The sequence below is a fragment of the Methanosarcina sp. UBA289 genome, assembly GCA_002496565.1.
Classification (GTDB): domain Archaea; phylum Halobacteriota; class Methanosarcinia; order Methanosarcinales; family Methanosarcinaceae; genus Methanosarcina.
The window spans coordinates 168,816-188,785 of sequence record DAKJ01000018.1; the positions used below are offsets into that span (position 1 = coordinate 168,816).

General features: G+C 38.1%; 20 protein-coding genes. 12 read left to right on the forward strand and 8 right to left on the reverse strand.

Features of this window, described 5'->3' with window-relative positions; genetic code table 11:
* The first annotated feature begins 235 nt into the window (after positions 1-235).
* The 3 genes from BP549_RS08660 to BP549_RS08670 all read left to right on the forward strand — a co-directional run bounded on the left by BP549_RS08660 (position 236) and on the right by BP549_RS08670 (position 2,745).
* A complete protein-coding gene (locus BP549_RS08660; protein WP_292373462.1) occupies positions 236-1,306 on the forward strand; it encodes an NAD(P)-dependent glycerol-1-phosphate dehydrogenase in 1,071 nt (356 codons plus the stop codon).
* A gap of 282 nt (positions 1,307-1,588) precedes the next feature.
* Entirely contained in the window at positions 1,589-2,038 is a 450-nt protein-coding gene (locus tag BP549_RS08665) for a UPF0179 family protein (RefSeq protein WP_292379842.1), read from the forward strand.
* 74 nt (positions 2,039-2,112) lie between these two features.
* Positions 2,113-2,745 carry a DUF2150 family protein gene (locus BP549_RS08670; RefSeq protein WP_292379844.1) on the forward strand — a complete coding sequence of 211 codons (633 nt, stop codon included), beginning with the start codon at positions 2,113-2,115 and terminating at the stop codon, positions 2,743-2,745.
* Between the two features lie 184 nt (positions 2,746-2,929).
* On the opposite strand, the gene BP549_RS08675 is transcribed toward BP549_RS08670, so the two are convergent.
* The 5 genes from BP549_RS08675 to BP549_RS08695 form a co-directional block, all read right to left on the reverse strand.
* Positions 2,930-4,102: a glycosyltransferase family 4 protein gene (locus tag BP549_RS08675; protein WP_292379846.1), complete on the reverse strand. Its 1,173-nt coding sequence runs from the start codon at positions 4,100-4,102 to the stop codon at positions 2,930-2,932.
* Between the two features lie 446 nt (positions 4,103-4,548).
* Positions 4,549-4,923: a hypothetical protein gene (locus BP549_RS08680; RefSeq protein ID WP_292373371.1), complete on the reverse strand. Its 375-nt coding sequence runs from the start codon at positions 4,921-4,923 to the stop codon at positions 4,549-4,551.
* Positions 4,924-5,032: 109 nt separating this feature from the next.
* Positions 5,033-5,539 carry a hypothetical protein gene (locus tag BP549_RS08685; protein WP_292379848.1) on the reverse strand — a complete coding sequence of 169 codons (507 nt, stop codon included), beginning with the start codon at positions 5,537-5,539 and terminating at the stop codon, positions 5,033-5,035.
* Between the two features lie 98 nt (positions 5,540-5,637).
* The gene (locus tag BP549_RS08690; RefSeq protein WP_292379850.1) at positions 5,638-7,434 is read right to left on the reverse strand and encodes a glycosyltransferase family 4 protein; all 1,797 of its coding nucleotides are present in this window, start codon (positions 7,432-7,434) and stop codon (positions 5,638-5,640) included.
* A gap of 198 nt (positions 7,435-7,632) precedes the next feature.
* Positions 7,633-8,460, reverse strand: a complete 828-nt coding sequence (locus BP549_RS08695; protein WP_394339074.1) for an ABC transporter ATP-binding protein — start codon at positions 8,458-8,460, stop codon at positions 7,633-7,635.
* Positions 8,461-8,835: 375 nt separating this feature from the next.
* On the opposite strand from BP549_RS08695, the gene BP549_RS08700 reads away from it, so the two are divergent.
* Positions 8,836-9,192, forward strand: a complete 357-nt coding sequence (locus tag BP549_RS08700) for a hypothetical protein (protein ID WP_292379855.1) — start codon at positions 8,836-8,838, stop codon at positions 9,190-9,192.
* Positions 9,193-9,278: 86 nt separating this feature from the next.
* Here the strand turns inward: BP549_RS08700 and BP549_RS08705 are convergent, their stop codons facing one another.
* A complete protein-coding gene (locus BP549_RS08705; RefSeq protein WP_292373363.1) occupies positions 9,279-9,773 on the reverse strand; it encodes a GNAT family N-acetyltransferase in 495 nt (164 codons plus the stop codon).
* A 145-nt stretch (positions 9,774-9,918) separates the two neighbouring features.
* Between BP549_RS08705 and BP549_RS08710 the strand changes: the two genes are divergently transcribed.
* The gene (locus BP549_RS08710) at positions 9,919-10,647 is read left to right on the forward strand and encodes a DNA alkylation repair protein (protein ID WP_292379858.1); all 729 of its coding nucleotides are present in this window, start codon (positions 9,919-9,921) and stop codon (positions 10,645-10,647) included.
* A gap of 46 nt (positions 10,648-10,693) precedes the next feature.
* Here the strand turns inward: BP549_RS08710 and BP549_RS08715 are convergent, their stop codons facing one another.
* Both BP549_RS08715 and csa3 read right to left on the reverse strand, forming a co-directional pair.
* Entirely contained in the window at positions 10,694-10,843 is a 150-nt protein-coding gene (locus BP549_RS08715; protein ID WP_292379860.1) for a hypothetical protein, read from the reverse strand.
* A gap of 303 nt (positions 10,844-11,146) precedes the next feature.
* Positions 11,147-11,749, reverse strand: coding sequence for a CRISPR-associated CARF protein Csa3 (csa3, locus tag BP549_RS08720; protein ID WP_292379862.1), 603 nt, complete (start codon positions 11,747-11,749; stop codon positions 11,147-11,149).
* Between the two features lie 222 nt (positions 11,750-11,971).
* Between csa3 and BP549_RS08725 the strand changes: the two genes are divergently transcribed.
* The 7 genes from BP549_RS08725 to cas2 all read left to right on the forward strand — a co-directional run bounded on the left by BP549_RS08725 (position 11,972) and on the right by cas2 (position 19,957).
* On the forward strand, positions 11,972-13,858 hold the full coding sequence (locus BP549_RS08725) for a TIGR02556 family CRISPR-associated protein (protein ID WP_292379867.1): 1,887 nt from the start codon (positions 11,972-11,974) through the stop codon (positions 13,856-13,858).
* A complete protein-coding gene (gene cas7b / locus BP549_RS08730) occupies positions 13,833-14,837 on the forward strand; it encodes a type I-B CRISPR-associated protein Cas7/Csh2 (protein WP_292379869.1) in 1,005 nt (334 codons plus the stop codon). The genes BP549_RS08725 and cas7b overlap by 26 nt, the downstream gene beginning before the upstream one ends.
* Before the next feature lie 9 nt (positions 14,838-14,846).
* A complete protein-coding gene (gene cas5b, locus BP549_RS08735) occupies positions 14,847-15,548 on the forward strand; it encodes a type I-B CRISPR-associated protein Cas5b (RefSeq protein ID WP_292379871.1) in 702 nt (233 codons plus the stop codon).
* On the forward strand, positions 15,523-17,958 hold the full coding sequence (gene cas3 / locus BP549_RS08740; RefSeq protein WP_292379873.1) for a CRISPR-associated helicase Cas3': 2,436 nt from the start codon (positions 15,523-15,525) through the stop codon (positions 17,956-17,958). The genes cas5b and cas3 overlap by 26 nt, the downstream gene beginning before the upstream one ends.
* Before the next feature lies 1 nt (position 17,959).
* On the forward strand, positions 17,960-18,619 hold the full coding sequence (locus BP549_RS08745; RefSeq protein ID WP_292379876.1) for a CRISPR-associated endonuclease Cas6: 660 nt from the start codon (positions 17,960-17,962) through the stop codon (positions 18,617-18,619).
* Positions 18,607-19,578, forward strand: coding sequence for a CRISPR-associated endonuclease Cas1 (cas1, locus tag BP549_RS08750; protein ID WP_292379878.1), 972 nt, complete (start codon positions 18,607-18,609; stop codon positions 19,576-19,578). Before BP549_RS08745 ends, cas1 begins: the two co-directional genes overlap by 13 nt.
* Before the next feature lie 73 nt (positions 19,579-19,651).
* Positions 19,652-19,957: a CRISPR-associated endonuclease Cas2 gene (gene cas2 / locus BP549_RS08755; protein ID WP_292379880.1), complete on the forward strand. Its 306-nt coding sequence runs from the start codon at positions 19,652-19,654 to the stop codon at positions 19,955-19,957.
* Positions 19,958-19,970: the final 13 nt, after the last annotated feature.

Consider the following 19,970-nt stretch of genomic DNA (forward strand, 5'->3'; position numbering starts at 1 on the left):
ATGGTCTTAAATAAGTTCTGAATAAAAGAATTATGAATTATGATAATTCAGAATTAAAATATACTTGAAACATATTCCATACTTAATATAAACAATTATCTAATGAGTTAACATATTAATAATAGTACCTAATATGCTGCAGTCTGCTGATAATCAAAATTCATGACTTTGTACGTATATTGGGGTTTATAAGAGCCAATTTACCATCTATCTTTATCGAATAAATGATGTAGGTATAAAATTGACAATCGACAAAAACAGCGCAAAATGGATGCAGCTTCCAAGAGATGTACTTGTCGGGCATGGTGTGCTTGAGGAAATTGGAGATGTCTGCAGTGACCTGAAACTTAAAGGAAATGCGCTGATAGTAACCGGAAGTACTACAAGGGATATAGCAGGCAAGAGAGTCAGTAACCTCCTTGAAAGTGCAGGCAGTAGCACGGAAACGATCCTAACCTGCAAAACTACTACGGAAGAGGTTGAAAAGGTTATAGAGAAGTCACTTGAAATGGAAGCTAATTTTATCCTTGGAGTTGGAAGTGGTAGGTCTATTGACCTTGCAAAACTTGCCTCGACCCGGCTTGAACTTCCATTTATTAGCGTGCCGACTGCAGCTTCTCATGATGGTATTGCATCTTCCCGTGCCTCAATTGTCGATAATGGAAGAAGTACATCTGCACAGGCCCAGGCTCCTATTGCCGTTATTGCAGACACGCAGATTATATCAGCAGCTCCTTTCCGTTTTCTTGCGGCTGGCTGTGGAGACATAATTTCCAATTATACGGCAGTACTGGACTGGGAACTTGCAAACAGGCTCAGGAATGAATATTTTGGGGCATATGCTGCAGCTATCTCCCGTATGGCTGCCAGGGTTATTATAGATTGTGCAGATTCGATCAAGCCCGATCACGAGACTTCGGCAAGACTTGTGGTAAAGGCCCTTGTATCGAATGGGGTTGCGATGAGTATTGCAGGCTCTTCCAGACCTGCTTCAGGTTCGGAACATATGTTCAGTCATGCACTTGACAGGATAGCCCCAAAACCCGCACTCCATGGAGAACAGTGTGGAGTTGGCACAATTATGATGATGTATCTCCACGGAGGAAACTGGCAGGAAATCAGGGATGCCTTAAAAAAAATAGGGGCTCCTGTAACTGCTGAAGAACTGGGGATAGAAGATAAATATATAATCGAAGCCCTGCTACATGCACACAGTATTCGCCCGGAACGTTATACAATTCTTGGGAGCGGCCTTACCCCTTCCGCGGCTGAGAAAGTTGCAAAAATCACAAAGGTCATAAATTGAAAAGTTATTCTTATTCAAGCTAAAGCCAAGAATCAATGTTTGTTTAGGATATCAGAGTTTAAAGCCAAGTTTTGTAAAGGAATCAGCAATCCATATCTGGTTAAAAAGAAATCGGTTAATCCAGAGCCATTTAACTTCCAATCAAGTAGTCACTGAATTTCCAATTAAAGTATTATCAAAATTGAACCTGATAACGAGTTGCAAACTATCTCGGGATAAGCTTCAGGTATCCCCTGAGAAATGGGGCACAGGCGCGAAAAATAATTAAATGGAAGAATTATTATGACAGAAAGCGATACCAAAATAACACTTATCGGATCACGGCTTGCAAGGGAAGGGCTGGAATTCATATTTAAAGGTGAGATGCCAGAATGCAAGAAATGCCGGCTGAAAAATACCTGTCTTAACCTTGAACCCGGACGCAGGTACAAGATAGAGAAAATTAGAAGCAAGGACGTCCACGAATGTTTCTTGCATGATAGCGGCGTACTTGCTGTAGATGTGAGCAGGGCACCTATCCTGACCACGATGGAATCAAGAAAAGCAATTGACGGGGCAAAAATTATGTATGAGCCTCCAAAATGTGTCAAGAGAGAGTGCGGAGCATATGAGATCTGCCACCCTGAAGGGCTTTTAAAAGGGGATAAATGCAAAATTGTAGAGGTCCTCGAAAGCCTTGATTCCAGGTGCGAAGCCAACTATTCCCTGAGAAAGGTGAAATTGTCCTGGTGAACGTAAACGAACACATTTTAGTAATAGTAAGATTGATTATCATTAAATAAAAAAGGTTAGAAGCGGTGTTATAAGTGCCTGAACAGGAAATGAACCAGGTCCCCTATGAATTTTATACCCAAAAGCGCTGGGAAAACTGGCTCGGACGGGCAAGAGAGAGCGGTTTCCAGATAAAGGAGTCAGAAGAAGAAGCTGGAAAGGAAAGTGCCATATTCGTGAATATGGTTGATGATGTTATCCTTGCCTGCCTGAAAGTAACTGCACGCTTTGATAAAGGCATGCTTTCCAAAGAAAAATCTCTGGAGATCCTGGCTGAGATCCGGGACATTGTACTTTCCGAGGTCGAGCCAATTTCTGAAGATATCAACCTTATGATCGATTCCATCCAGACCTCTCTCATGGGAGTTATTGTCGCCTTCGAATGCTACATCCTGGGCGACTATGATGAGGAAGCCGATATTGTAGAGATTGTAAAATCAGCCATTGAGGCAGAATCCTCAGACAACCTTGAGCTTGCCCTTGACTATACTGCACAATGCGGTGCGCTCGTACTTAAAGGGAAAAGCCTACCTGAAGAGGTTATGGCTGATCTTCCCTACGGCATTGTCGCTGAATGGCTTGATGGAATTGATTCTATCTCGGCTGCCATGGTAGGAAGTGACAGCTACAAGGAATTTGATGAAGAGGACGAAGAAGATATAGTCTAAATAATTCCTGTACAAACAGAGGACTCCGTTTCCGATTTCTCAGGAATACGGAAGCCCTTTGAAAATTTGTGAAAATTAGTTAAAAAATGGATATCATTGAAAAAATAATTAAAAATTAAAATATTAAAGGTATTTCCGTCTTGGATACTTATGTCTAGAGTCCTTAGGCTTCAACTGATTTTTGCTACTTTGCTTTATGTATTTCAATCACTTTTTTATATACTTCAAGAGTTTTTTCAGCTATTGTCTTCCAGTTATACCTCTTTTTAAGAAGATCGTAACCTTTTTCTCCCATTCGGTTGTGGCCAAGTCCTTCAAGAACGTAGTTGAGCCCCCAAGCGATAGAAGATGGCTCCTTATGAGCAACAACGCCTGTCCTGAAATTTTCCACAAGGGCAACAGCATCACTTGCAACGACTGGTTTTTTTGCATCCCAAGCTTCAAGCACTACAATTCCGAAGGGCTCGTTCCTACTAGGCACGCACACAAGATCGCAAGCATTGAACCAGTCGATTACGGTATTATCAGGAGCGTATCCAAGGAAGTTGCATGAATCTCCTATGCCAAGCTTCTGGGCTTGATTTTCGCACCGCGAGCGCATATCCCCTTCGCCTATAAGTACAAATTGGGCATCTCTTTTTTTCAGGACTTTAGCCGCAGCTTCCACAAGCAGGTCAGGTCCTTTTTGATAGGACATTCTTCCCGTGAAAAGAACAACTGGGAGACAAGGATGAATGCCATAATGCCTTTTTACGTCTCCTGGATCTATTTGTCTTTTTATTTTACCCACATTTATACCGTTAGGAATTTCCCACAGCTTGTAATCGGGAATTTTGTAGATATGCTTAATTTCCTCCTTCAATACAGTCGAGGTCGTGATAATATCCGAAGATTCGTAGCCTCCAAGCCATTCCCTGTGCGAGATTTCCTTTGCCTCCCACCAGTCTCCATGACGATTTCCATTACGTCCCCATTCCGTACTATGGAAGGTCAGCACAAAAGGTAATCCAAACTGGGCTTTTATCCTGCAAAGAACATTTACGGGGTGCCAATCATGGCCATGTAGAACATCAAATTCTCCTGCACTTTCTCTTACTTCAAGGAACCGGCAATACATACCATCACACATCCGGTCCATCTGTTCTATAATTCCCCCACTTTGATCGCAGGCAATCTTGTGATAATAGACCCCGTTTATTATCTCATCTTTGTTTTCACGGTCTCGTGTAAACATGTGGACCTCATTTCCCTCTGCCGCAAGAGCATCAGAGAGTTCAGATACATGAGGTGAAATACCTCCCACACGTATCGAATACAGACTTTCCCAAGTAAACATTCCTATTCGAATCTTTTTCATAAGCTCACTTATCCCTTTTTGTCAAAATGGGAGTTAAGGAGTAAAAAGAATGCAGGCTCCCCCTTGCCTTTCTAATAATTACATTTTTTAGTTTGCTGAATTCAGCTGTATTAATTAGGTAATCAGTTATATTAATTAGGTAATCAGCTATATTAATCAATTTTATTAATCCCAAGTTTACTGAACTTAGGTCATTGCAGTCTTTCCTAATACTATGCTCCTTAATCCTTCAATCGGCTATATAAAGTCAAAAAGGGCATAGTTTTGATTATATGATATAAAAATGGTTTTCACGTTAAGGATACAGATTTTATACTTCCCTAACTTTATTCCTTTTTAATGGTAGATAAACATATCTGTTAATATTTCATACAACTTTGTCTAAAAATTTAATAACTGTTCTCAGCTTTTCTTTTTGAGTTTATTTTACAGACTTCATTCTATACTCATAAAATCTCCCTCAAATAATAGGCTGCCCTTTCCGGAGAAACCGTATTGATATAAGTTCCTGTACCCAGTTCAAAACCTGCGTTAACGGAAATTCTCGGGAACAACCTGATGTTCAGGTGATATTCAGGAGCTTCGGAGAGCTGGTAAAACATATAGTTGAATGCTGGATTTCCGAGAACTCGTCCGTAACTTTTGAGAATATTTTTAAGGATGTTCCCTAGAGCAAAAAGTAATTTATCACTGCAATCTCCAAGATAACTATAATGCTTTCTGGGAAGAATCCATACTTCAAATGGCCCCATTGAGGAATAAGGAGTAAAGGCTATCCATTCGTTATTCTCAAATATCAGACGGGGAGATGCCTTTTCCATATCAAAGATAACACATTATGGGCATATCTCTTTTTTACTGATAACCTCCAATTCCCTTGCCAGAAGAGGGGGGCAAAACGGAAGGGCAATAAGCTGGCTATAAAGGTGGTTAATCGAAGCCCCTGTTTTTTCCCAGAATTTTTGAACAGGGAAACATAGCGTATCTTTTTACGGGTGGTAAGCTGCATGTACGGTCTCTATAAACCTTCATAAGTCTTGAGATTTCAGAATCGGAAAAGTCATCGAGCCGTCTCCCATGCAAAGGCGATTCTACGATGATTTCATGAAAACCATATCCAGATTCGACTTCTTGACCATTTTCCTGTTTCTCCGGAGATTCCGGAGATGGCGAAAAGACAGGATAAAGATTAGGAAAGCAGCGAAAATCCCAGTTGCTTACCCTTTTTTCAGGGTTATCGGAATAGATTTTCCCACTTTTATATACAGCAGTAGCAAGCGGAGTGTTTTCCTCGGCACCTCCGCAGAAAAGACAGGTTTCAGAGTCGTTTTTTCCATGATCTTTATCTGCGACTGCAAGGTCCGAAGGCCTTTTAGCTCTTTCTTCAGCAATTATACAGTACTCGGAAAGAAAGTAATGCTTTCTGATTTCTGACATTTTAGGAAAACCTCATTAGATCTTGTTTCCTTATTCAGAAGAATTAAATTATCCTCTTATTCAGAAGAATTAAATTATCCTCTTATTCACTGCCAGCATCATTTTTCTTCTTTACAGAATCGGGCCCCACTTATAAGCTCATAATATTGTTCAGTAGGAACTTCCCAGTCCATATCTTTTGCAAGGAGGAAGGCTTCCCTACAGAGCAATTTGTACTTTACCCTATCTTCTATAAAATTCCGTGTAAAATAGCTGACTGCCAAGGCATAATCAAGGACTGTTTCGTAGTAGGAAAGATTAATATTGTCTACTACTATCACTCCTCCAAGTACTTCTTTAAGAGACTCAATGGTCTTTATGGCGTCACTGAATCCACAGACCCGGCTTACCACGCTTGGGGTCCCTTCTTTTCCGGCTTCAAGCCCTGTGAGTAAGAAAGGATCGTAGCGCGATGGAAAAATGCCTGCACAACAACCTGCCATAAACTCCCCGACTTCCATGCCCAGCCCTCCATCGGAGCTTGAAAGGATCTGGGGATATAGAAGTGCTGCAACCGAGCGTTTTCCCCTCACCATTTTCGAAAAATCAAGTCCCTTTTCCTCGATCATCTGCTGAATTCTCAGCTCGCTTCCTACAAGCACTTCTTTTGGCAGGTTCACAGGAAATCCCAATGGGAGGTTCCTTTTGGGCCCTTCTGCCGTAACAAGGAAACAGATTACCCTTATTCCCTCCTGCAGATGTCCTTCGAGAATGCTGTTCTTTATTATATGCTCAAGATCAACAAGAGAATCCAGAAGGTCAGGATACCCTTTATTTTCCACTTCCAGACGGGAGATTGTAAAAATCGGGATTATTTTTTCAGGTTCTATCCTTTCCCCTCCATGATATTTGTACAGATTTTCGGAAAGGAATTTTCGGATTCGTTCAAGGGAACTTTCTTTCAGGTCCCAGTCTATTTTATCGGATTCTATAGTTATTCCGTTTCGGATCACAATCCCGTTAATGCCGTAAAAGAGTTTGGCTTCCTGTCGAGTCGACTCCCCGACTGCAGTAACCGTATCGGCATATGAAGCAAGAGCCTCCAAAGCAGCCAGGTTTTCAGGTACGCCTGGAGGCCATGTTCTATCATTATTCCTTCTTTTCAGGATGGAATTATACCCTGCAGTCCTCCCGGGCAAAGTTGCATGCAGGGTTGCAACCGTATTTACAGGAATTCCGAGTTTCTTAAGCCTGGCTGGCGCATAAAACACCCCAAATTCGTGGCAGTGTAGAGATACACCGGGACAGGGAATGAAATCCTGAGTTGAAACTGCGCCGGAGGTTTCGGAATTTTCCGATGCTGTACTTATAAGGAGCCGAACAAGCTCAGAAATCGCATAGGAAAGGCAGAGGTAATGGGTATATTCAGGTCCGTTTGGCATGTTCTCGTATCTCAGAGAATCAAGCCCAAGATGCTCATAGGCTTCAGCTTTTATCCTGCTTTCAAGGGTCATCTCTCTTCCCAGATACATTGAGCGGATTTTCCCAAAATCCGAGGTTTGAAACTGCAAATAGCCTATCTTCTTTTTTCCTACGAACTTGCTTCCTGTAAATACCTTGATACCTGATTTTTCAAGGGATTCAAGGCTTTTCTGGAGTTCCTCGCCAGGATTGAGGGAGTCAAACTCTCCCATATCCGTAATCCGGTTCAACCCCCTATTCCAGTCCGCACCCCTGTGCGCATAATAAGGGCCCACAACAAGGATCTCTTTGTCTTCTTTTGTATCGAGTTTACCAGAATCGAAAAGGGCGGCAAGAGTTTGTGCTTCTTCATGAATAACATTCCAGATTCCGCCCATTTTATTAGATTTAGGGCCTGCTTCTTCTCCGGCAATTATAACAAAATGTTTTCCCAAATCTTAATCCCCCAAGACCTTTTGCCGTTTCAGGTGTAATTTATATTTTTAATTCACCTGTGAATATTAAAATGTATCAATCAAAAGATAAATTTGTAAGGGATGAAGCATGCATGAAGAAACGATTGAAACTTGTAACTTCGGTCTGAGGGAAGAATTGGGAGATAGATAGAAGTTAAAGAGAAAAAGGAAAATTACTTAGATCAAGGCCTGGTAGTAACCGTTCTTTTCCATGACTTCGACCGGCAGGGAAAAAAGTTCTGAGAGGTTTGCATCGGTCAGGATTTCTTTCTTTTCTCCATCCATGAAGATTTTTCCATTTTTTATGAGGATTACACGGTTAATTTCGGGAATGATATCTTCAAGGGTGTGAGTAACGAGAATAATACTCTTTCCCGAGCCTGCAATTTTCCGGACACTTTCACGGAAGCTGTGAAGGGCTTTGAGATCAAGGCTATTTGCAGGCTCATCTAAAATAAGGGCTTGTGGATCATGAACAAGGGCTCTCCCTATAAGTACCCTTCTGGCTTCTCCTGAGGAAAGTTCGGACATCAACCTGTCTGCAAGGTGGGAAATCTCAAGAAACTCAAGCACGTCCCGTGCTATGGTTTCCATTTCAGGAGTAACTTTATGGTTATAGTAAATTCCTATGCTGCTGAAAAACCCTGAAAGTACAACATCCAGCACACTTACTTGGCGGCAGTACGTCTGTTGAAGATCGCCGGAGACAATTCCCAGTAATTTCCTGAGCTCAAAAACATTCCAAGTTCCTTTGCCCATGATATTCAGAACAAGTCCATCTGCTGCTGCAAGAGGGTGATATTCCTTTGTAAATGTCTTGATGAGGGAAGATTTTCCCGAACCATTAGGCCCTATTATTGCAACATGTTCTCCCTGCTCAATAGACAGGGATATCGAATCAAGGATTTTTCTCCCGCTTCTGACAACGGTTACATTATTCAGTTCCAGCAAGGAAGGAGAATCAGACTTCCCTAGAGAATCCATGTTTTGAGTCATTTTTACCATCTATCTGAAAATCTAGATAAAAATTTCACGAACGCTGTGAATTTAAGATTCCACTCATTTTTTCTATGAGCAAACTAGCCTATACTATTAATATTAAGTGTTTACAGTTAACTATTTCAAAAGGTAATAACAAGGAAAATAAACCTGAATAAATCTATGAGTACAACAACTGACAAGCGTAACAAGTTCACTGATTATACTTACACCCTTTTAACACGTTTTTGTGCTCTGAATTGTCCAAAGATTCTTTACAGGCCCTTTCTAAAAATTATTAACCTCTATTTTAGTTTCTTGTTTTTGTTTCTTGCGTTTATATAATCTTATAATATAGTTTTGCTTCTACTGAAAAACGGGGAAGTTCTGGGGGGTTCTTCGTTGGAAGCTTGCAATACTCGGGGTTCGTTCAGTTCCTACCTTTACGAGATACGTTTTATTATTCTGTTCTATGTAATAGGAGATTGGGCCTCTACTGTTTACGCCCTACCGAGAGGAACAGAATATAATCCGGTTCCTGCCATGATTCTGGAAAATTACGGGATTTATCATCTTCTACTTGTAAAAGTAGGGTTTATCTTCCTGCTTTTTTATGTAGCTCCCGTGATAAAAGCATCAAGAGAAAGATGGGTCTTTACAAAACATATCATAGAATCCGTTGGTATTTTTGTAACCGTAAATAATCTTATGGTTATTTGGTATGGGAACAGCCTAGTACAGGCTATTGGGCTTGTCTGATCAGATCCAGGTATTCTGCATATTTATCCTTCTTTACAGGCTGATCTGAATTTTTCCAACCTGTATAACATTTTTTTCTTTCTGGCTTACCTAGTTTTCGCATACAAGAAACAGTCGTAATAATCTTCCCCAACACGATGGACTCTTTTCATAATTCCTTCTTTTTCGTACCTGCATTTCTGGGCCACTCGCTCGCTTGCAAGATTTCGTGTATCCATAAGAATAACAATCCTCTGTAAATCCAGTTTTTCAAATCCAAATTTTTCAAGCTGTCTTACAGCCTCAGTTGCAATCCCCTTTCCCTGATATTCCCTGTCAATAAAATACCCGATTTCTCCTATCCAGGGCCTATGCTGGTCAACCCTGATCCCACAGGCACCCACAAGTTTTCCGTAATAGAGAATGGAAAAATTGTGCTCAAAGTTAGCCTCTCTTTTAGCTTCATTCAGCTGCAGAAAATACCTTTCTTCTTCAAGAGTTTTTATAGGAAACTCAATGAACTCAAGGTTTGTGTGTGTAATTATGTCAAAGAGACGCTCGGCATCAAAGAGTTCCTGAGGACGAATTTTTACTTTGGGCATAAACAGAAATTGAATTTCCCTCATGAAAAACTTTTTCAGAATCTGTTTTAATTTATCTTCTTTTTTATTTTCTCCGGAAGCTCAAAATAAAAATATGGTTAATATATAAATAAAAATAAATACACCTCTTATTAAATAGAAGAGTGTGGAACCTAATATTATACTCAGAATCAGAGAGGACCTGACCTTCAATGTAGATGAGAAAACGAAAGCCAGCTCTTCTCGTTTTTTTAAAGAAGAAGTCCGCTGCTATGGGATAAAGACTGCAATTGTGGGAAGAATTGCGAAAAATTACTTTAATGAGATAGAGTCTGAAAGCAAAAAAGAGATCTTTGCCCTATGCGAAGAACTCTTTCGGTCTGATTACTGCGAAGAAGCCTACATTGCAGCCGAGTGGGCCTACCAGGTAAGAAATGATTACTCTGAGGACGATTTCTTTACTTTTGAGCGTTGGGTTGAAAACTATATCAACAACTGGGCTAAATGTGACACTCTCTGCAATCATTCAGTGGGATATTTTATAGAGAAATTTCCCAAGTATGTGGAAAATCTTAAAGCCTGGACCCAATCGGATAACAGGTGGGTAAGGCGGGCAGCCACAGTAACCCTGATCCTGCCTGCCCGAAAAGGCAATTTCCTTAACGAGGTTTTTGAAATCTCAGATCTCCTGCTCAAAGACAAGGATGACCTGGTCCAGAAAGGTTACGGCTGGATGCTCAAAGAAGCCAGCAAACTCCACAGGCAGGAAGTCTTCGAATATGTCATGAATAACAAAAAAGAAATGCCTAGAACCGCTCTCAGATACGCAATAGAGAAAATGCCAGAAGATTTGAGAGCTAAAGCTATGGAAAAAAACTGGAAAAAACGAAGCTAAGTACGGGAAATTTTACAGAAGACCAAAAATGAAAAGATATTAAAAATTAGAGACGAAAAGTGAGAGGTAGAAGGGAGTAAGAAACTTTTCCGACACAGTACCCCCATACTGCATCTTTGCCCCTTACTCCCCGGGTGTTCCCCTTTATTCCTGTATCTTTTGCCTGCAATTCAATTCTGCAGGAGCTCTCATTCATACAATTTTGGTCTACGTTACAGTTAAAAGGATCTCTTCACAAGTATTTTGTTCTATTTACCCAGCTATGATACGAGTTTAACATTTAGAAACGTTTTAATAATAACGTTCTCTTCATCTTGATTTTTTAGAGATTACTTTAACTGCATAGGATTTTTAACACTTTCGTTATTAGTTTTTTGAGAAAAAATGTGAATGATTAGGGAGAAAAGTAAGAAAATAGGCTATTGAGAGTTTTATCCGATCAAGAAAGGCATTCCTTGATTGATCTGCCGAAATGATTTTTAAAGCCTCATTCTCAAAATCAAATCGATGCTATTCTTCCGGCATCCGTAATAATGTATCCGTTTTCTCCATCGGCTATATATCCCATTGATTTGAGTTCCCGAAGGTGGTTGTAAGTCATTCCTTTAGAAATTCCGGCAGTCGCCGCAATCTGGGTAACCGAAGAAACTCCTTTCTGGATCTCTTCAAGTATTAATTTCTTTGTTTCCGAGAGATTAAAACTCAACACAGGAAAATCAATCATGAAACTGTCTTCTTCAGTTACATACACAACTCTCTGCACCATATCGTTCCTTGCATAAGCCCCGAAAAGTGCTCCAAAAGCCTGTGGCTTCCGCCCGCCAGACACATTTACAATTACCTGGTTGCCCCTATCATGTTCCTGTTCAATTAGTTCAGCAACATCCTTTGCCACGCGCACTGTGTCATAAACAGATGTGTACTTTTTTTCAATCTCAAGCGCGTTTTTAAACGTTTTTTCGATCATTTCCTCAGACTGCATCTTCTTTTCAGGCGCCCCTTCCTCTGACAGCAGTATAATTTTTGAAGGGGAAAGCCTAGTCACGCAGATGATGACAGGCTCAAGGGAATAGATTGTGGAGATAAGTGTAAGTTTTGACATTAAGTGCTTAGTATTGCGGGGTTGGGTTAAATGGTTTACTATGTGAGTAGTATCCTACATATTAATTTAATTCATTTGTTATTATAATTAATATTAGAAATAGATATATACAATGTAAACAATGAACGTTTATGGTTCACAAGCTCAATCTAAATTTGAAAAATACAGTCTTAATAAATAAAGTAGAAATATTGTTAGACTTTCCATGAGGGTGTAATTTCTGTGATCGAAGCGATGAAAGAAATTGGTGAGTATGCGCTCGAAAAAGAAAACAAGGATTTAAATGATTTTGTGTCAATTCTAGTTGAAAACCCTGCAAGCAATGAAACTTATAAACATGTATTTTGCATTAAGTTGGTTTCTTGCCAAAATAGTTTTGAGTTTAAAGAAATCGAGCATCAGGAGTACTCAAAAGAAAAAATTGTAAAATATCTCTATAAGAGAGGGTCCTCCAATGGTCCAGACATTACTCCTACTGCGCGAGTCACAGAAATCAAAAAAACGTTCTCTAACAAGATTATAGGCTGGTTTTCAAAACCCTTGAAAGAAGCAAAGCCTATATTAAATAGTGGAGAAATCCAATTTTTGGAGCTTCTTGGAAAGTGTATAAAAGAGAATGAAGAGAAAATACTCTTAGATCTGGAACCTAAAGTTAATTCCGTTGATGCAAAGGAGAATTCGATATTAACCTTAGTTCTTGAAGAAAATAACTTCACCAGATATGTCGGAGATTTTGAAGTATTTCGTAAGATCCTTAAGAACAATGGGGCTTCCAAGTTTTACAGTAAATATGATATTATTTCTAAAGCCGATAATAAAACATGTTCTGTTTGCAAGACACATAAAGAAGTTTATGGTTTCGTTACGCCCTATGAATTTTATACTGTAGATAAAAGGGGATTTGTTAGTGGAGGATTTGACCAAAGTAAGGCATGGAGAAACAATCCCGTTTGCCTAGAATGCGCCTTGAAAATAACAGCGGGAAAAGAATATATTGAAAAATATATGTCTTTTGGTTTTTATGGATTCAATTTCCTCCTTATTCCTAAGCTACTTAATAATAGCACTAGCGAGAATCTTTTTGATATTTTTGAGAAATTCAATGAGAAGAAATTCACATTTAGTAAAGAGTATAAGAATTTCTTACAGGCCAATGAAAGCGATATCCTTGAAATTCTAAGTGAGGAGGACGATTATCTTAACCTTAATTTTCAGTTTTATGAAAAATCCAATTCAGCATATAGAATTCTTTTGTATATAGAGGACATCCTTCCTTCAAGATTAAGAGAGCTTTTCGAATCCAAAGAAATCGTTGACAAAAGAAGAATATTTAGTAATTATGTGTCTAACGATACTGAAGTAAAATCCATCCAGTTCACATTAGGTAATGTAAGATGGTTCTTCCCGAATACTCTAGATGACCCTGATTTAAATAAATATTTTTTAGAAATCACAAACGGGATATTTGCAGGAACATCAATTGATTATAATTTTCTGTTAAAGTATGTTATGCAGCGTATTAGAAAAGATTTCAGGAATGAAAATCCAACAAGGTACTCTCTATTTCTGGGATTCCAAATGTTAGACTTTTTAAGTAATTTATGTTTGCTTGGGAATTATACAGGAGGTAATTGTGTGAACTCTAAGAATTTATCGACTTTATTAGGTGACATGACACAAAAGGAAAACAATGGTTATGAGGTGCGAACAAATGTTCTCTTTTCGGAATTTGAACATTTCTTCAATACCGATTCAAAGAAAGCTATTTTTTTAGAAGGCACGCTTGTCCAGTATCTGCTAAACATTCAAAAATTCCAGCGTGGGAGCACCCCTTTTAGAACTAAACTTCGAGGCCTGAATCTTGATGAACGTTATGTGAAGAAAATCCTCCCAGAGATTGAAAATAAACTAGAAGAGTATGATTCCAACTATTATAAAGAACTCGAAACTCTGATCTCAAAATACATGATTCAATCTGGAACTGATTGGAAAATGTCAAATGATGAAATCAGTTTCTATTTTGTTTTAGGTATGAATATGTCAAATCTCTTAAAGTCACCGAAATCTGAAAAGGAGATAGAAAATGACGGAAGTAAGCAGAAGATCTGAAATTGTATTCTTATATGATATAAAAGATGGGAACCCAAACGGAGATCCACTTGATGAAAACAAACCGAGGGTTGACGAAGAGACAGGGATAAACCTTGTAACGGATGTTAGGCTCAAGAGAACCATCAGAGATTATCTCAATAAGTTTAGAGATGCAGAAATTTTTGTGAGAGAAATTTCAGACGAGAAGGGAGATATCCAAGATGCAAAACTGAGAGCTAGAGATTTTTTAACGATCAAAGAGCCTCTCGATGCTTTTGAAACAGGGAAAAAGAATATTGACGAAAATATTTTGAATAAATGTATTGATACTCGTCTTTTTGGTTGTACCGTACCTATAGAACTCAAAGTCCAAAACAAAAAAGACAAAGACAAAGACAAGGAAAAAGAGAAAACCGGCTCTATAACTCATACTGGTCCTGTACAGTTTAAGATTGGTAGATCAATGCACAAGGTCTTTATGAAGCATTTCCGCGGAACAGGAGCTTTTGCTTCAAAGGAAGGAGCCAGTCAGAAAACGTTCCGTGAAGAGGATTTCTTACCTTATTCTTTGATAAGTTTTTACGGAATTATTAATGAAAATGCTGCTAAGGATACAAAACTTTCAGAGGAAGATATAGATCTGCTTCTTGATGGAATGTGGAATGGAACTAAGAACCTTATTTCCAGGTCAAAAGTCGGCCAGGTTCCCCGTCTCCTGTTCAAAGTAAATTACAAAGAAGGAAATTATCATATTGGGGATCTGAACAACCTTTTCAGTCTTAAATCTGATTTGATAGATGAAGAGATTCGAGAGATTTCACAGGTAAAGATTGAGGTCCATAGGCTGATTGATATGTTGGGTAAAAACAAAGAAAAAATTGAAAATGCCCAGATTTGCTCGGATGAGTCGATTACGTTTACATACGACGGAGAAGAGATTGACTTTGAAAAAAGCCTAATGGAAGCTGGGATAAATACTGAAATATTGTCAATGTGAGCTAAGAACATGAAAGTATTAGTGTTCGATGTATGGGGAGAATTCGGCCATTTCCGAAAACACTATACTACAACCTCTCCCCTTACATATTCTATTCCTCCTAGGACGGCTATTGCGGGAATGATTGGTGCCATAGAAGGATTTGGAAAAGATGAGTATCTGCAGTATTTCTCTAAAGAAAAGGCAAATATTGCGGTAAAAATAAGTCATCCTATCAAAAAGACCAGAATTGCAGAAAATTTAATAGATACTAAAATTGCTCCTTTAATGAGCAGGATAAAGACCAGAACCCAGATAAGATTCGAAGTATTAAAAGATGTAAAATATAGGGTTTATGTTTCTCATTCCTCTGAAGAAGTATATAACAAACTTTACTCTATGTTAAAAGAACACAAATCGGTGTATACTCTGTGCCTCGGTCTGAGTGAACACATTGCTAATTATGAATTCATAGGAGAAATGGAAGCTGTCAGTGAACTTTCAGATTACGAGGGAGAAATTCATTCTGTAATTCCTGAAAAAGATCTAATAAAAATCAGTTTTGAAGAAGGAAAAGAGTATTTTTCAGAAACTATTCCACTAGAAATGCTTCCAAATAGGGAAGTTACAGAATATGGCAAAATTTTGTTTGAAAAAAATGCAAAATGCATTCTTGCTAATGTAAGTAATCTCTGGAGGCTTGAGAATGGAGAAGGAATTGTCTTCATGTGATTTCCATCTCCGTTCCCATCCCGATAAACTATTGTTTAAACACTTATCCAACGTAGGAAACAAATCTAGTTCGACCAGTGAGGAGAAAAGTTTATCACTGGAAAAGTTTGGAATTGATGAAAATGTTTTTTCTAAAATAACATTTCTTATAGGGATTTGTCACGATTTTGGGAAAGGCACAGAGTATTTTCAAAGATATCTTTTGGAGACTAATCCTTCCATCCAAAGGAGCTTAAAAAATAAAAAAGAATACCATCATGGCCTTATCTCAGCTATTTTTACCTATTACATATTAAAAAAGTATGTAAATTCACTCAATGATAAAAATATTCTGGAATATATTCCTATCATAGGATACCTAATTGTAAAAAGGCATCATGGGAACTTAAAAGACGCCGAAGATGAAATAAGAGAACTAATAGATGAAAATACTCTTGAAATTATTGATCTTCAAATAAAGTCATTAGATACAAGTGAATTGAAAACAATATATGAAGAGTTACTCGATGAGTATGATATTTCTCTTGACATAGATACTTTCTGCAATGAGTACCATTCCATTGCTAAAGAAATTTTAAAAAATAGAAGGAAATTCATAAAATTGCTCAAAGAGGAGCAATTTACAGGCTATTATTTAGTTACATTAACTCTTTACTCAATTCTTATAAACTCTGATAAGATAGATGCATCTTCTATCGATGTTTCCAGTGAAATCGAAATTTCACCTGAACTTGTGGATAAGTATAAGGTGGAAAAGGGTTTCCAAAATAATGAAGGTATAATGAATAAAGTTCGTAACGCAATTTATGAGGAAGTCACAGAAAATATCGAGAAGCTTGATCTTGATAATAAAATATATTCAATAAGTGTCCCTACAGGTTCAGGAAAAACTCTCACATCACTTTCTTTTGCATTAAAATTGAGAGCAAAATTAAGAGAGGAAAAAAGAACCAAGGCAAAAATAATTTATTCTCTACCTTTTCTGAGCATCATAGACCAGAACTACGATGTTTTTGAAGATGTCTTTAAAATAGTTGAGACTGCAAATCCTTCTGAGGAGGTGTTACTTAAACATCATCACCTTGCAGATATATTTTATAGAACGCAAGACGATGAAGAATTTGAAGGTCTTAAAGGTTTATTTTTAATCGAGGGGTGGAACGCTGAGATAATCGTAACTACATTTGTCCAGTTTTTTCACACAATTGTGTCTAATAAAAATCGCTCACTCAGGAAATTTCATACAATTGCAAATTCGATTGTAATACTTGATGAGATCCAGTCAATTCCTCATAAGTACTGGCTATTGTTAAAACGGATCATTTCGGGTTTTGCAGAATATTTTAATACGTACTTCATTTTTGTAACAGCAACTCAACCCCTCATTTTTGATCCTGATAAGGGAGAAATTGTTGAGCTGGTAAAAAATAAAGATACGTATTTCAGAGAATTTGACCGAGTTAAGTTAAATATAAATCTGAATCCAATGGATATGGATCATTTCAAGGAAATAATTGAGTCTGAAGTCAAAAATAATTCTGAAAAGGACTTTTTGTTTGTATTGAACACTGTTAAATCTTCGCTTGAGGTGTTTAACCATTTAAAAAATTTAGAATTTGAAAATAGTGATTATTATTATCTTTCTACTAACATTATCCCAAAAGAGAGGCTTAAGAAAATTAAGAAGATTAAAGAAAAGTCGGAAAAAAGAAAAATTATTGTTAGCACTCAGCTTATAGAAGCTGGAGTAGATATCGACGTGGATGTTGTTTACAGGGATTTTGCCACAATTGACTCGCTAAATCAGGTTTCAGGGAGATGTAACAGGAACTCTTCCAAGAATTATCAAGGACAAGTAAACATTGTGGTTCTGAAAGATGAAAGGAAAGAGTTTCATCGATATATATATTCGAGTTTTCTCATTGACAAAACAAAGGAAGTATTGAAAGAATTTCCTTCAGAAATTTATGAAAAAGACCTGCTTTTTTTAAATAACAACTATTTCAGGAAAGTTAAAGATACTTCAAGTGAAGATGAGTCCAAAGAGCTACTCTCATACATAAATGAGCTTAAATTCAAAACTCTTACATCCGATTTCAGGCTAATAGATGATAAAACAGGATACGAAAAAATAGATGTATTTGTAGAAAAAGATGAAGAAGCTGCTGAAATCTGGAAAGAATACCTCGTAATGAAATCTCTTAAAAATCCACTGGATAGAAAAGAGAAATTTCTATCCATCAGGAAAAAATTCAATGAATACGTCATCTCGGTGCCTAAAAAAGACTTTTTCTGTGAAGAACTAGAGGATCTCAATATAGGATATATTCCTTTTGAACAAATAAAACATTATTATGATTCTGAAACCGGTTTTGCCTTTGAATTGAAGCCCACCATGATGTGTGATTAACATGAAAGTTGAAACGCTAACTTTAACTCTCGTTCCTGACCGAAAAGTAGAAACAAACGCCTCAAAACTTCGAGGGTTTTTCGCAACCCGATTTAATGAATACACACTTTTGCATCAACATACTTGTGATAAAGTAATTTACATGTATCCTTTAGTTCAATATAAAATTTTGAAAGGTATTCCTCTAGTTCTCGGGATAAATGAGGGCGTAGAAGTCCTGCAGGAAATTTTCAATAAATATGAAAAAATCGAGCTAGATGAATCGACATATGAAATCCTGGAAAAGAAAATATCTTTTAAAGAACAGGATTTCGGCATTTCAGACAAATTCCATACCTATAGATTTGAGACTCCCTGGTTTGCTCTCAATCAGGAAAATTTTACCGATCGATACAAGAAAATAGGAACTGCCGAACAAAAAGAACTCCTTCGAAAGACCCTAGTCGGAAATATACTTTCAATGTCCAAGTCCCTTAGTTATACTGTTCCGAAACAGATCAAATGCGAGATTAATTTGAACCCAAGTTCTAGTAAAATGAAAGGAATGGAAATCGCTACGTTCAAAGGGGAGTTTATGGTAAATTTTCTTATCCCTGACTATTTCGGCCTTGGAAAATCCGTATCTCGCGGTTTTGGAACGGTGAAAAGATGCAGCTTGTAATCAACACCCACGGCTCCTATCTTAAAAAACAAAACAACTGTTTTCTTGTAAAAGTTGACGACAAGACCTTCGAAGTCTCTGAAAGGAAAGTTGAAAGCATTTTAATTACAACATCTGCAACCATAACAACCGATGCGATCAAATTTGCAGTAGAAAACAATATCGACATCATTTTTCTGGATAACTTCGGGGACCCTTACGGCAGAGTCTGGCACTCAAAACTTGGAAGCACAACTTACATAAGAAGAAGGCAGCTTGAAATTTCGGAAGAGCCGGAAGGGTTCAGGCTTGCAAAAGGCTGGATTGAACAGAAGATTGACAGCCAGATCCTTTTCTTGAAAGACCTCAAAAAGAACAGGCCTGACCAGAAGGACGAGCTTGATGATTATATTTCCGGAATGGAAGATATGAAAGCCCAGCTTGAAGCTCTTGAGGGAAAACTTGATGAGATGAGGGGAAAAATAATGGGCCTTGAAGGAATGGCTTCCAGGCACTATTTTGAGGCTTTGAGTTTTCTTTTGCCTGACAGGTGGAAATTCAATGGCAGAAGCCGAAATCCTGCAAAGGATGAGTTCAATTGCCTTTTAAATTATGGATATGGGGTTTTGTATTCAAAGGTGGAAAAAGCGTGCATTATAGCAGGGCTTGACCCTTATGTAGGTTTTAACCACACAGATGACTATAATAAGAAATCTTTTGTGTTTGACCTTATTGAGATGTATCGCATCCACATTGACAGGACAGTTTTCAACCTTTTTTCGAAAAAGCAGGTTTCGGACAGCTTTTTTGATGAGATCCCGAATGGCATGACCCTCAATAAGGAAGGTAAAGCCGTCCTCATCCAGGCTGTCAATGAAACTTTTGATAAAGAAATAAGCTACAAGGGAAGGAACATAAAAATTGGAAACACAATCCAGTTCGATTGCCACAGGATTGCAAACAGCCTGATCGGGAAATAAAATTTTTAACGCGATAAGTTTGTGAAATGATAACATAATAATTTGATAGAGTAATAATTCGATAAAAGTAAAAATGAGGGGACTGGGTTTGCTTGTCTGGGTAATATATGACATTACGGATAACAGGACTCGCCAAAAAGTAAGTGACCGTTGTAAAAGCTATGGGCTTTACAGGGTTCAGAAAAGTGTATTTTTAGGAGACCTGAACACAAATGACAGAGACTCTCTGGGCCTTGAGTGCGAAGAACTAATTGACGCCGAACATGATTCTGTATATATTTTCCCGATGGACGAGCAGTCATTCAAGAAAGTCCAGCTGCTTGGTCAGGCTTTTGATAAGGAGCTTGTCAGTGATGAAGTGATTACCAAATTCTTCTGAGTTTTGAGGTATT

Excerpts from the sequence above, each read along its gene's own strand:
- BP549_RS08680 (WP_292373371.1), bottom strand. The coding sequence starts at position 4,923 with ATGGAAAAGGCATCTCCCCGTCTGATATTTGAGAATAACGAATGGATA.
- cas1 (WP_292379878.1), top strand. The coding sequence starts at position 18,607 with ATGCAGCTTGTAATCAACACCCACGGCTCCTATCTTAAAAAACAAAAC.
- BP549_RS08715 (WP_292379860.1), bottom strand. The coding sequence starts at position 10,843 with ATGAATGAGAGCTCCTGCAGAATTGAATTGCAGGCAAAAGATACAGGA.
- cas2 (WP_292379880.1), top strand. The coding sequence starts at position 19,652 with ATGAGGGGACTGGGTTTGCTTGTCTGGGTAATATATGACATTACGGAT.
- cas5b (WP_292379871.1), top strand. The coding sequence starts at position 14,847 with ATGAAAGTATTAGTGTTCGATGTATGGGGAGAATTCGGCCATTTCCGA.
- BP549_RS08695 (WP_394339074.1), bottom strand. The coding sequence starts at position 8,460 with ATGGTAAAAATGACTCAAAACATGGATTCTCTAGGGAAGTCTGATTCT.
- BP549_RS08745 (WP_292379876.1), top strand. The coding sequence starts at position 17,960 with ATGAAAGTTGAAACGCTAACTTTAACTCTCGTTCCTGACCGAAAAGTA.
- BP549_RS08705 (WP_292373363.1), bottom strand. The coding sequence starts at position 9,773 with ATGCCCAAAGTAAAAATTCGTCCTCAGGAACTCTTTGATGCCGAGCGT.
- cas3 (WP_292379873.1), top strand. The coding sequence starts at position 15,523 with ATGGAGAAGGAATTGTCTTCATGTGATTTCCATCTCCGTTCCCATCCC.
- cas7b (WP_292379869.1), top strand. The coding sequence starts at position 13,833 with ATGACGGAAGTAAGCAGAAGATCTGAAATTGTATTCTTATATGATATA.
- csa3 (WP_292379862.1), bottom strand. The coding sequence starts at position 11,749 with ATGTCAAAACTTACACTTATCTCCACAATCTATTCCCTTGAGCCTGTC.
- BP549_RS08685 (WP_292379848.1), bottom strand. The coding sequence starts at position 5,539 with ATGTCAGAAATCAGAAAGCATTACTTTCTTTCCGAGTACTGTATAATT.
- BP549_RS08665 (WP_292379842.1), top strand. The coding sequence starts at position 1,589 with ATGACAGAAAGCGATACCAAAATAACACTTATCGGATCACGGCTTGCA.
- BP549_RS08675 (WP_292379846.1), bottom strand. The coding sequence starts at position 4,102 with ATGAAAAAGATTCGAATAGGAATGTTTACTTGGGAAAGTCTGTATTCG.